The sequence below is a fragment of the Streptomyces sp. NPDC001880 genome (assembly GCF_053594575.1).
Genome location: NZ_JBSFET010000064.1, coordinates 25,871 through 36,721, shown reverse-complemented (window position 1 = coordinate 36,721; position 10,851 = coordinate 25,871). Strand labels below are relative to the sequence as shown.

At 72.6% G+C, this 10,851-nt stretch carries 11 protein-coding genes and 1 pseudogene; 6 read left to right on the top strand and 6 right to left on the bottom strand.

Annotated features, from left to right (window positions below; genetic code table 11):
• The first annotated feature begins 296 nt into the window (after positions 1-296).
• The 3 genes from ACWCQ6_RS26700 (at position 297) to ACWCQ6_RS26690 (ending at position 3,199) form a co-directional block, all read left to right on the top strand.
• Complete coding sequence (locus ACWCQ6_RS26700) at positions 297-680, top strand: hypothetical protein (RefSeq protein WP_451093313.1); 384 nt, start codon at positions 297-299, stop codon at positions 678-680.
• Between the two features lie 141 nt (positions 681-821).
• A complete protein-coding gene (locus tag ACWCQ6_RS26695) occupies positions 822-1,925 on the top strand; it encodes a PLP-dependent cysteine synthase family protein (protein ID WP_451093311.1) in 1,104 nt (367 codons plus the stop codon).
• Positions 1,922-3,199 (top strand): MDR family MFS transporter, encoded by a 1,278-nt coding sequence (locus tag ACWCQ6_RS26690; RefSeq protein ID WP_451093309.1) that lies wholly within the window; start codon positions 1,922-1,924, stop codon positions 3,197-3,199. The genes ACWCQ6_RS26695 and ACWCQ6_RS26690 overlap by 4 nt, the downstream gene beginning before the upstream one ends.
• A 22-nt stretch (positions 3,200-3,221) precedes the next feature.
• Here the strand turns inward: ACWCQ6_RS26690 and ACWCQ6_RS26685 are convergent, their stop codons facing one another.
• The gene (locus ACWCQ6_RS26685) at positions 3,222-3,386 is read right to left on the bottom strand and encodes a hypothetical protein (RefSeq protein ID WP_451093307.1); all 165 of its coding nucleotides are present in this window, start codon (positions 3,384-3,386) and stop codon (positions 3,222-3,224) included.
• Between the two features lie 94 nt (positions 3,387-3,480).
• Complete coding sequence (locus ACWCQ6_RS26680) at positions 3,481-4,446, bottom strand: pirin family protein (RefSeq protein WP_451093305.1); 966 nt, start codon at positions 4,444-4,446, stop codon at positions 3,481-3,483.
• A 178-nt stretch (positions 4,447-4,624) separates the two neighbouring features.
• Between ACWCQ6_RS26680 and ACWCQ6_RS26675 the strand changes: the two are divergent.
• Positions 4,625-4,963 (top strand): annotated as a pseudogene (locus ACWCQ6_RS26675) (tetratricopeptide repeat protein); the annotation flags it as partial.
• Between the two features lie 204 nt (positions 4,964-5,167).
• Positions 5,168-5,674, top strand: a complete 507-nt coding sequence (locus tag ACWCQ6_RS26670; RefSeq protein WP_451093303.1) for a GNAT family N-acetyltransferase — start codon at positions 5,168-5,170, stop codon at positions 5,672-5,674.
• A gap of 380 nt (positions 5,675-6,054) precedes the next feature.
• Here ACWCQ6_RS26670 and ACWCQ6_RS26665 read toward each other — a convergent pair whose 3' ends face one another.
• Positions 6,055-7,497 carry a dihydrolipoyl dehydrogenase family protein gene (locus tag ACWCQ6_RS26665; protein WP_451093301.1) on the bottom strand — a complete coding sequence of 481 codons (1,443 nt, stop codon included), beginning with the start codon at positions 7,495-7,497 and terminating at the stop codon, positions 6,055-6,057.
• Between the two features lie 114 nt (positions 7,498-7,611).
• Here ACWCQ6_RS26665 and trxA point away from each other — a divergent pair, with 114 nt between their 5' ends.
• Positions 7,612-7,986 (top strand): thioredoxin, encoded by a 375-nt coding sequence (gene trxA, locus ACWCQ6_RS26660; RefSeq protein WP_451093299.1) that lies wholly within the window; start codon positions 7,612-7,614, stop codon positions 7,984-7,986.
• Positions 7,987-8,061: 75 nt separating this feature from the next.
• Here trxA and ACWCQ6_RS26655 read toward each other — a convergent pair whose 3' ends face one another.
• The 3 genes from ACWCQ6_RS26655 to ACWCQ6_RS26645 form a co-directional block, all read right to left on the bottom strand.
• On the bottom strand, positions 8,062-8,373 hold the full coding sequence (locus tag ACWCQ6_RS26655) for a hypothetical protein (protein ID WP_451093297.1): 312 nt from the start codon (positions 8,371-8,373) through the stop codon (positions 8,062-8,064).
• 103 nt (positions 8,374-8,476) lie between these two features.
• Entirely contained in the window at positions 8,477-9,499 is a 1,023-nt protein-coding gene (locus tag ACWCQ6_RS26650; RefSeq protein WP_451093295.1) for a LacI family DNA-binding transcriptional regulator, read from the bottom strand.
• A gap of 474 nt (positions 9,500-9,973) precedes the next feature.
• Positions 9,974-10,798 carry a TIGR02452 family protein gene (locus ACWCQ6_RS26645; RefSeq protein WP_451093293.1) on the bottom strand — a complete coding sequence of 275 codons (825 nt, stop codon included), beginning with the start codon at positions 10,796-10,798 and terminating at the stop codon, positions 9,974-9,976.
• Positions 10,799-10,851 lie beyond the last annotated feature (53 nt).

The following is a 10,851-nucleotide window of genomic DNA, read 5'->3' as shown; positions in this document are numbered from 1 at the left end:
GCATCGCGTGGAACAAGGCCGACAAGCGGGTGTTCTCCTCCCCGCCCGTACTTCTCCCGCGCCACCGGGACGGGTCCCGGCCACCGCGTCCGGGACGATGTGCCCGTCACCCGGCGGGCCTGACATCCCCGTTGGCGGCGTCCTGATTCCGGTCCCAGGGCCGTTGACGCCCGGTTGACGGCGCCGTGGTCATCCGGCCCCTGCGCCCCGCCGACGGCAAGTGTGACTTCGAGTGTCTGTTTCGGTACTTTGAGTCAATGCTCGGTGCGGCGTCGTTCTCCCCGGCAGATCGCCGCATGCGGGACAGCGGCGTGCTGCTCGTACTGCTCTGGGTGGCTTTCCACCTCCTGGCCTGCGCACACAGCCATGGCCCGGCTTTCGGCACCCACCACGACCCGATGACCGCGATCGCCGCAGCCGCCGTCCCCGCGGCGGCGCCCGGTCCCACCGCGGCGCCGTCTCCCGATCCGTCCCCGTGCTGTCCCGAGCCGGACCACGCGTCGGACTGGATCCGCGTCGACACCACACCCCCTCCCGCCCCGGGCGGGGCGCTCCCGGCGGAGGTCCGGCCCTGGGCACCCCCGGCCGCTCTCCCGGGCGGCGGAACGGCCCGGGCGCCCGGTCGCGGTCTGCTCGGTGGGCGAAGCATTCTCACGGCCCTGTGCGTGGCGCGGACCTGACCGGGCCCCGCACAGCCGCCCACCGCCCCCTCGCCGTCCCGGCACGCGCCGGACCCGACCGGGCTGCTGTGTGTCCGCTCCCTGACCCCCCGATGCCCCGACGGCCGCTGACGGCCCGGGGCGAGGAGCCGTGACACCTTCATGAACATCGCCTCATACGCCCCTGCCCCGATGTCCGCCCGCGGCCCTTCCGAACTGGTGGGCGACACACCGGTGCTGTGGATCGGTGAACCATTCGCCGAGGCCGGCCGCGGTTTCTGGGCCAAGCTCGAAGGAGCCAACCCCGGCGGCATCAAGGACCGCCCCGGCCTGCACATGGTGGCCCGCGCCCGGGAACGCGGCGATCTGGCCGACGGTGCCCCGATCATCGAATCCTCCAGCGGCACCCTGGGACTCGGCCTGGCCCTGGCGGGGATCACCTTCGGGCATCCGGTCACCGTGGTCACCGACCCCGGACTCGAACCCGGAATCCGCCGGGCACTGACCGCCTACGGCTCCCGCGTCGAGACCGTCACCACCACGCACCCGACGGGCGGCTGGCAGCAGGCCCGGCGGGAGAGGGTGGCCGAACTGCTCGCCAGGACCCCCGGGGCATGGTGCCCCGACCAGTACAACAACCCCGACAACGTGGCGGCCTACGCCCCGCTGGCCGCCGAACTCGTCGCCCAGCTGGGCCGCGTCGACCTGCTGGTCACATCCGTCGGAACCGGCGGTCACTCCGCGGGAGTCTCCACCGCGCTGCGCCGGACGTTCCCCGGCCTGGCGCTGATCGGTGTGGACTCGACCGGTTCGACGATCTTCGGGCAACCGGCCGGACCGCGCCTGATGCGCGGGCTGGGCTCCAGCATCCGTCCGGGCAATGTCGCCTACCCGGCCTTCACCGAGGTCCATTGGGTGGCCCCCGCCGAAGCGGTCCGTGCCTGCCGGTCGCTGGCCCGTCACCACTACGCCTCGGGCGGCTGGAGCGTCGGGGCGGTCGCGCTGGTCGCCGGATGGGCGGCCCGCACCCACCCCGCCGGAACAAGGATCGCCGCGATCTTTCCCGACGGACCCCACCGCTATCTCGACACCATCTACAACGACGGCTGGTGCCACGGCCACAGGCTCCTGGACGCCCCTGCCCCGCTGCCGGACGAGCCCGACGAGATCACCGACCCGGGCGAGCGCACCGTGACGTCCTGGACGCGGTGCCGAACGGTCAGCGGCCCCGCCGCCGTTCCTGCCGTGCCGGCAGGTGCCCGGTGAGGCGGCTGCGCGCCCAGGTGCGCTCCTTCGAGCCCGGCGTCCAGCTGCTGATGGTCAATCAGTTCGGCATCAACCTCGGCTTCTTCATGCTCATGCCCTACCTCGCCGACCATCTCGCCCATGGCCTGGGCCTGGCGGCGTGGGCGGTCGGCCTCGTGCTGGGCGTACGCAACCTCTCCCAGCAAGGCATGTTCTGGCTCGGCGGGACCCTGGCCGACCGGATCGGCTACAAGCCCGTGATCCTGGCCGGCTGCGCCCTGCGGACCGGTGCGTTCGCACTGCTGGCCTTCGCCGACACGCTGCCCGCCCTGATCGCCGCCTCCGCCGCGACAGGGTTCGCCGGAGCCCTGTTCAACCCCGCCGTCCGCGCCTACATCGCGCAGGGCGGCGGAGAGCGGCGGGTGGAGGCGTTCGCCGTCTTCAACGTCTTCTACCAGGCGGGCATCCTGCTCGGCCCGCTCGCCGGACTCGCCTTGCTCACCCTCGACTTCCCGGTGGTGTGCGCCGCCTCCGCGGCGGTGTTCGGAGTCCTGGCCGTCGTCCAGGCCCGTGCTCTCCCGGCGCGGCGTCCGGAAGCGGACCCGGAGCGTACGAGCGGCTGGCGGGGCATCGCAACGGACTGGCGGACGATTCTCCGCAACCGGCCCTTCGTCCTGTTCTCCGCCGCGATGGCCGGCTCCTACCTGTTGGCCTTCCAGACGTACCTCGCCCTGCCCCTCCAGGCCCGCACCCTGCTGGGTGACGGCAACGGCATCGCGATGGGCGTGGTGTTCGCCGTCTCCGCGCTGGTCGCGGTCGCCGGTCAGCTCCGGCTGACGGACTGGGCCAGAAAACGCCTGGACCCGCCGAAGGCGATCGCGCTCGGCCTGGCCGTGATGGGCACCTCCTTCCTGCCGCTGCTGCCCGGCCCGCACCACCGCGCCGATGGACTGACCGCCGTACTCGGGCTCGGGGGCCTGGTGGTGTGCGCGGCGCTGCTGGCCGTGGGCTCCGCGCTGCTGTACCCGTTCGAGATGGACACCCTGGTCCGCCTCTCGGGGCCGCGGCTGACGGCCACGTACTACGGCGCCTACAGCACCGTGGCCGGCCTGGCCGTCGCCGTCGGGAACCTCGCCGTGGGTGCCCTGTTCGACCTGGCGGCCCGTGCGCATGTCCCCTGGCTGCCGTGGACCGCGCTGGCTCTGCTCGGCCTCGCCTGCGCGGCCGCCCTGACCGGCCTGCGTCGCACCGGGCACCTGCGCCTCGCTCCCACCACAACACCGGCCACGGCGTGAGGGCGCGGAGCCGGTCGGCGTCTCACCTCTTGCGTGTCCGGTCCGGGTCGTCCCGTACGGCCCGTGCGATCAGGTCGTGGATCAGGGACTCTCCCGGCGCGCGGTTCTCCTTCAGACGCTCCAGGTCGCCGGGGCCGAACCAGCCGAAGGCGGAGTGCTTGGACCATTCCAGGTCCGGTCGGCCCAAGTCGCCTTCGACCTCGACGCGTCGCCCCCGACAGCCCCCGCGCGGGCGTGCCCACAGTCCGGACGCGGCCCGCCGACAGCATCGTCACCTCCGGTCAGCGCACCCGCCCCCGCGGTTTCAGCGCCACCGGCGGCAGTGCGGGAGCAGGCAGCCGGCCGCCGTCGTAGCCGTGCACCTCACCAAAGCGGGAGCCCTCCGCCCATGCTTGCCGGGCCTCCTCGATTTCCTCGTGGGACCGCCCGATGAAGTTCCACCACATGACGATCTCCTCCTCGAACGGCTCGCCGCCCAGGAGCATGAGGCCCGCGTCGGTGTCCGCGCGCAGCGGCAGTTCGGTGCGGCCGCAGCCGAGGTAGAGCATGGAACCGGGAAGCACGGGCACGCCGTCGACCTCGGCCTGGCCGGACATGGAGAGCACCGCGTACTCGAAGTCCGGGTCGAGGGGCAGTCGGGCCCGGGCGCCGGCGGTCAGGGCGATGTCGGCGCCGACGATCGGGGTGTACGTGGTGCCGGGCGAGGTGGTGCCGTCGAGTTCGCCCAGGATCAGGGTGGCGGTGAGGCCCGGCGCCGAGACGGCCGGCAGGTCGGCGTGGTGCTGGAAGTGGGGCTCGGCGCGGCGGTGGGCGTCGGGCAGCGCGACCCAGAGCTGGGCGCCGTGCAGGAACCTCGCGTGGGCCTTCGGGCTCTCCTCGGAGTGGCTGATGGCCCGGCCGGAGGTCATCAGTCCCAGTTCACGTGGGCGGATCGTACGGAGGCTGCCGAGGCTGTCCCGGTGCAGGACCTCGCCGTCGTGCAGCCAGCTGACCGTCTGCAGGCCCATGTGCGGGTGGGGCGGTACCTGCATCCCCGGTTCGCCGGCGATGTCGTCGGGGCCGTAATGATCGACGAAGGCCCAGGCGCCGACCATCCGGCGGCCCAGGTTGGGCAGCAGCCTGCGGACCTCGGTGGACTCGCCCAGCCGGACACGGCGAGGGGTGAGAAGTTCACGTACGGGCTCGGCGACGACGAAGCCCCGTCCCCCGCAGACGGAGAGTTCGGCCTGGCGATCGAGATTGCTCATGGCGCTCAACCTATTCCCGTGCGGACCCGGGGGTGCCGGTCCCCACGCCGGGAAGTTAGTGGAATATTCAACCGATAGACCGTGTTCCGGCCATTGCACGATGACTGAGCGGCAGCTGGGTCAATGGCTGGACCGAGCCGGGCGCGATCCGGGGGCGGTCCATGAAGGAGGAGATCAAGTGAGCGACACCTACTACGAGTTCGGCACGGCTGCCGACCGCTGGGACCGTGCGCAGATGTTCTTCGAAGCGAAGGAGTACATGTCCGCGGCCCGGATCCTGGAGGGGCTGGTCGAGGAAGTCCCGGAGCAGGTGTCGCCGCGTCTGCTGCTGGCCCGGACCTACTACCACTCGGCCCGGCTCGCGAAGGCCGAGGCGGAACTGCGGACGGTGCTGGAACGCGACCCCGTGGAGCACTACGCGCGACTGATGCTCGGGCGCACCCTTGAGCGCCAGGGCCGGAGCGCGGAGGCGGCCGGTCACCTGCGGATGGCGGCGGCGTTCTCCGGTGACTTCGACTTCCGCTCCGAGCCGGGCTCCGACCAGGGCTCCGGCTCGGATTCCGGCTCCGGCTCGGGCTGCGACCGGACGGTCTCCAGGGAGCCTTCGTCCGGGTGACCCCCGGGCGAACCGGCAGCGCGTTCGGCCGGGTCCCTCGCGGACCCGGCCGGGCCGTTCAATTCGGATGCCGGCCCCCCGCCCCTCGTGATACTTCACTCGCTCATGACCGACCTCGAAACTCCTCGTCTCCTGCTCCGCCCGATGAATGCCACCGATGCCCTGCGGGTGATGGCGGGCACGCCGGCAGAGGGGGCGCACTGGGCGCCCGGCTACCCGTCCCCCGGCGAGGCGGCCGCAGCCGAGCGCTTCCTCGACACCTGTGCGAGGAGCGGCGATCCCAGCCCCTTCGGCACGTACGAGATACAGCGCCGTGAGGACGGGCAGGTGATCGGCGGGATGGGATTCCATGGCGCGCCGGACGAGAACGGGCACGTCACGATCGGCTACGGACTCGTCCCCTCGGCCCAGGGGGTGGGTTACGCCTCCGAAGCCCTGCGCGCCCTGCTCCGGTTCGCCCGCGATCAGGGTGTGACCTGCGTGCACGGTGACACCGATCTCGACAACGTCGCTTCCCAGCGCGTCATGGAGGCCGTCGGCATGCGCCTGGTGAGCGAGGACGAGAGGTCGAAGTACTACCGGATCGCCTGGGGCCCGCGGGCCGAGCAGTGAACCGGCGGCCCCGGGCCCGGGGCGAGGGTCCGGCGGAACGGCTGGACCTCGCCGGAACCCGGGCGGGGTTCAGGCCGCCGGACGGCCCGCATGCGGCGCACCGGTCAGCCGGCCGCCGTGGCCGCCCGTCCCGCGCCGTTGTTCCCGGCCGTGACGGTGCGCCGGGCACCGTGCGGATGGACGGCGCGCCCTGGTCCAAACTGCCCTGTTGTTCGTCTCGCACGAGCTGTCGGCGATCCGGCGGATCAGTGACCGCGTGCTACCAGGTGCTGGTGACGAAGGACGCGGAGGAGGTGGAGGAGGGCACGGCCGAGGAGGTGTTCGGCCGGCCCCGGCACCCGTACACGAAGTCGCTGCTCGCGGCCGACCCGCCGCGGGGGTCATGCGTCCCGGTACGCCTCCAGCAGCCGCAGCCAGACCTCGCTGATCGTCGGATACGCGGGTACGGCGTGCCACAGCCGGTCGATGGGAACCTCGCCCGCGACCGCGACCGTCGCCGAGTGCAGCAGCTCGCCGATGCCCGGTCCGACGAAGGTGGCACCGAGCAGGATCTCCCGGTCGAGGTCCACGATCATGCGGGCGCGGCCCCGGTAGCCCTCCGCGTACTCGCCGGCGCCGGCCACCGCGGCGATGTCCTGGTCGACGGCGCGTACCCGGTGGCCGGCCCGCTCGGCCTCGGCGAGGGTGAGGCCGACCGAGGTGGCCTCCGGGTCGGTGAAGACGACCTGGGGGACGGCCGCGTGGTCGGCGGTGGCGGCGTGGGCGCCCCAACGGCCGGTCTCCAGCAGCGGTACGCCGGCGGCGCGGGCGGCAATCGCGGCACCCGCGATCCGCGCCTGGTACTTGCCCTGGTGGGTGAGGAGCGCCCGGTGATTGACGTCACCGACCGCGTAGAGCCAGGTGTTGCCCTCGACCCGGCAGCTGTCGTCGACGGTGAGCCACGATCCGGGCTCCAGTCCCACCGTCTCCAGTCCGAGGTCGTCGGTGCGCGGGGCCCGGCCGGTGGCGAAGAGGATCTCGTCGGCCTCGACCTGCTCGCCGCCCGTCAGCTCCACGGTGACCGGGCCGTTCGGGACGGGTCGCCGCACGGCGGCGACCGTGACCCCGGTACGGATGCCAGCGCCCGCCTCGGTGAGGGCCCGGCCGACCAGTTCGCCGGCGAAGGGCTCCATCTTCGGCAGGAGTCCCTTGCCCCGGATCAGCATCGTCACCCGGGCGCCGAGGGCCTGCCAGACGGTGGCCATCTCCACTCCGACCACGCCGCCGCCGACGATCACGAGGCGGCCGGGCACCTTCTTGGCGCTCGTCGCCTCCCGGCTGGTCCAGGGGCGGGCGCCGTCGATGCCGGGCAGGTCGGGGACGACGGCGCGGCTGCCGGTGCAGACGGCGACGGCATGGCGGGCGGTGAGCCGGTGCTCGGTGCCGTCGGGCGCGGTCACGGCCACGGTCTTCTCGCCGGTCAGCCTGCCCGGGCCCCGGTAGATGTCCGCGCCGATGCTCTCCACCCAGGCGGCCTGTCCGTCGTCCTTCCAGTGCGATGCGTACGTGTCGCGGTGAGCGAGGACCGCCGCGGTGTCCAGCGGCCCCTGTACGGCGTCGCTGAGGCCCGGGACGCGGCGGGCGTCGGCGCGGGCGACCACCGGGCGCAGCAGGGCCTTGCTGGGCATACAGGCCCAGTAGGAGCACTCGCCGCCGATGAGTTCCGCCTCGACGACCGCGGTGGTGAGCCCGGCGGCACGGACCCGGTCGGCGACGTTCTCGCCCACCGGACCGGCTCCGACCACCACGACGTCGTACTCGGCGTTCAGGGAAGCATCTGTCATGGGGTCAGTCTGGTCGCGGGTGTGCGCGGCGGCCACATGGGCAGGCGGAATAGTGAAGAGGCAGGCGCCGTTGTGCGGACAGGTCCGAACGGGCACAGGAAGAGGTATCAGAGTATGAGCACCGTTGAGCTCACCGCGGAAAACTTCGATCAGGTCGTCAGTGAGAACGACTTCGTCCTGATCGACTTCTGGGCTTCCTGGTGCGGCCCGTGCCGGCAGTTCGCCCCGGTCTACGACGCGGCGTCGGAGCGCCACGACGACCTGGTCTTCGCCAAGGTCGACACAGAGGCCCAGCAGGAGCTGGCGGCGGCCTTCGAGATCCGCTCGATTCCCACGCTGATGATCGTCCGGGAGAACGTGGCGGTGTTCGCGGAGCCCGGAGCGCTGCCGGAGGCGGTGCTGGAGGACGTGATCGGGCAGGCGCGGAAGCTGGACATGGACGTGGTCCGCAAGTCCATCGAGGAGCAGCAGAAGGGGCAGAACAAGTAGGGCCTGTCCCGTGGCTGAGGGGCCGGCCCGAGCGGGTCGGCCCCTCAGCCGGGCCCGGGGCCGGGCGGCGCGGCCTCAGCGGTCGGTATCGATCCCGGCGTCCCTCTCCTTGATCCGGGCCGAGAGGCCGAAGGCCAGCTCGGCACCGTCGACCAGCAGGGCCTCGACCGCATGCGTCGCGGGGTCGATGTCCGCAATGATGCCTTCGCCGGAGTACCGGGGGTAGCCGGACGCCCCGGTCTCCCCGGTCGCCGAGACGACCGCCGAGCGGACGGCGCCGTCGGACTCGGCGGCGCCGGACTCGGCGTCGGCGGTGTCATCGGCGTCGGCGGTTTCCTGGGCGAACCGGGGGACCAGCAGGATCTCGTAACTCTGCGGATGGCTCATGGTCATGACGCTAGGCAAGCGGCACCCGGTACGCACCTCGCCGCGCTACCGCAGGGTGCGGTCCGGGCGGCGTGCCCGGCCGGCGTGCCCGGCCCCCGGCGCCTCAGCCGGACTCGCGCCGGACCACCCCGGCCCTGAGCAGGTCGTGGTGTTCCGGGGCCCCGCCGGGTTCCCGCACCAGCCGGTCCACGAGGTCCGCCAGTGGCTGCACGGTGGCCAGCTCCATCCGTACGGTGCTGAGCCGGGGCCGCAGCAGCCTGCCCAGCATCAGATCGTCGGCACCGACCACGGCGGTCTCGCCGGGCACGTCGATGCCCGCGTCCTGAAGGGCCCGCATCAGGAGCATCGCGTACTCGTCGTTGTAGGCGAACACCGCGTCGAGGTCCAGGGTGCGCCAGCGGACGGCCAGCCTGGCGGCCGACTCCTCGTCGTACCGCAGCGGCAGCGGTTCCACCCGGGCGCCGTGGAGCCGGGCGGCCCGGCGGGCCCCGGTCAGCCGGGGTTCGGCGAACGGGCCGAGTCCGCACTCCTCGGGCATGATCACGCCGATACGGCGCCGGCCGCTCTCCAGCAGATGTCCGACCGCGCAGCCGCCGACCTCCCGCTGGTCCATGACCAGCGCGTGGGCCCCCGGCACCGGCCGAGGGCCTAGGGTGATCACGGCCTTGGCGCCGGAGCGCCTGAGTACGGATATCCCGTGCTCGGTGAGGTCGATCGTGCCGGGGGCGATCACGGCGACCGGGCGGAGTTCGGCCCAGGCGCGGGGCGCGTCGTCGGGGTCGAGTCCGGTGCTGCCGTACCGGACGACGGTGTAGTCGAGCCGGCGCAGCCCCGATTCCAGTTCGTGGAAGAAGCGGTGGTGGAGCGGGCTGGTAGGAGAGTTCACGGTGGGCAGCAGCACCATGCGGGTGTGTCCGGCGCGCAGGCTGCGGGCCGCGGCGTGCGGTACGTAGCCCAGTGCGGTGGCGGCTTCCCTGACCCGGCGGCGGGTGGTTTCGCTGATCCGTACGGAGGCGTTGTTGTTCAGCACGTACGACACGGTGGCCCTGGAGACCCCGGCGAGCCGTGCGACATCGGCACTGGTGGGGACGGGGGGTTCGGTGGGCTGGTTCGGTAACTGGCTCATGGCGTCCGGCAGTCTTCCAGACCCGCGGTGCGTGGGTACGCTCCGGGGCATGGACGACCCCTCGGCGGTGGGGCTGCTCGGCCGGGTGACCGGGACGGCGGAAGATGTCCGCGGATCTCGACGAGACCGAGCTGTCCGTCGACCGCGTCACGCACCAGGGGGTTCCCCGCGGGTGCGAGGCGTCGTCATCTCCACGGTGGGCGACGGCTATGTGTCGACCGCCGACGCGGGGCGCCTTCGGCGGCGTCGACCACGTGGTGCTGCTGAATGGTGCTGGAACGCACCGTCGGCCCCGAAGGGAGCCCCACGCGAACCGTCGCCCGGGGCCTGCTTGTTGCCGGTCGGCCGCAGAACGACGACCGTACGGCAGCCACGATGCCGACGGCCTGGTCGTCCGTCAGGTTCGGCACGGTTCCTGGGCCGCACGGGCGCTTTTCAGACACCCCCGCAGCCGTGAACGCGGACGTGGTGAATCTACTGGCCGAAGGTCCGGTCGAACGCGGACCGGGTGGCGGATTCGGGGCTGCGGTCGAGAATGCCGAAGACGATCTGCTCGAAGTGGCCGGCGAACCTGCCGCCGTCGAGGAGCAACGCCCGGAACGCACCGGCCACCTGCGCCGGATCGTTGCGGAACACACCGCAGCCCCAGGCTCCCAGCACCAGCCTGCGGTACCCGCGCACCGCGGCGACCTCCAGCACCCGCTCCGCCCGGGAGGCGAGCACGGCGGGGATGCGGTGGGCCTCCTGGGGGGCGCGGCTGCGGATGACTGCGGCGTTGGGTGCCGGGGACGTCAGGAAACCCGCGGTGTACGGGGTGTCGAGCAGCCGCCCGCGGTCGTCGCGGAACACCGGCACGCCCGGTGAGTGAATCACCCGGTCGGTGTAGAAGGCGCTGCGTTCTGCACGGTGGTGGGCGTAGTAGCCGGGGGCGCGCAGCAGCGTGGCGTAGAGGGCGGAGCCCCGGCACAGGGCCTCTTCCTGGGCCTGTGCGCCGTTGAGGTAGCCGCCGCCGGGATTGCGGGCGGAGGCGTAGTTCAGCACGGCGACCTTGCCGGGGCCTTCGCCGGTCATCCGGCGCGCCGCCTGCAGGCTGCTCTCACCGGTGACCTGGACCACCGGCGTTCGGTCGGTGTCGAGCGCCGCGACCGGCACCGGCTCCGGGCCGTACAGCCTCGTCCCCGAAAGCGCGGTGGTCAGCGCGTACTCGATGCTCACCTCGCGTCCGTCATTTCTGCGGTAGCGGCCGGCCTCGACAATGGCCTCGGTCTCACGCGCGATGCCGCGCAGTCGTGCGCTCATCGGTACTCCCCCGTGTGGTGCATACGGGGCATGCTCGGCGCTCCGGCGGCATG

Excerpts from the sequence above, each read along its gene's own strand:
- ACWCQ6_RS26700 (WP_451093313.1), top strand. The coding sequence starts at position 297 with ATGCGGGACAGCGGCGTGCTGCTCGTACTGCTCTGGGTGGCTTTCCAC.
- ACWCQ6_RS26695 (WP_451093311.1), top strand. The coding sequence starts at position 822 with ATGAACATCGCCTCATACGCCCCTGCCCCGATGTCCGCCCGCGGCCCT.
- ACWCQ6_RS26680 (WP_451093305.1), bottom strand. The coding sequence starts at position 4,446 with ATGAGCAATCTCGATCGCCAGGCCGAACTCTCCGTCTGCGGGGGACGG.
- ACWCQ6_RS26670 (WP_451093303.1), top strand. The coding sequence starts at position 5,168 with ATGACCGACCTCGAAACTCCTCGTCTCCTGCTCCGCCCGATGAATGCC.
- ACWCQ6_RS26665 (WP_451093301.1), bottom strand. The coding sequence starts at position 7,497 with ATGACAGATGCTTCCCTGAACGCCGAGTACGACGTCGTGGTGGTCGGA.
- trxA (WP_451093299.1), top strand. The coding sequence starts at position 7,612 with ATGAGCACCGTTGAGCTCACCGCGGAAAACTTCGATCAGGTCGTCAGT.
- ACWCQ6_RS26655 (WP_451093297.1), bottom strand. The coding sequence starts at position 8,373 with ATGAGCCATCCGCAGAGTTACGAGATCCTGCTGGTCCCCCGGTTCGCC.
- ACWCQ6_RS26650 (WP_451093295.1), bottom strand. The coding sequence starts at position 9,499 with ATGAGCCAGTTACCGAACCAGCCCACCGAACCCCCCGTCCCCACCAGT.
- ACWCQ6_RS26645 (WP_451093293.1), bottom strand. The coding sequence starts at position 10,798 with ATGAGCGCACGACTGCGCGGCATCGCGCGTGAGACCGAGGCCATTGTC.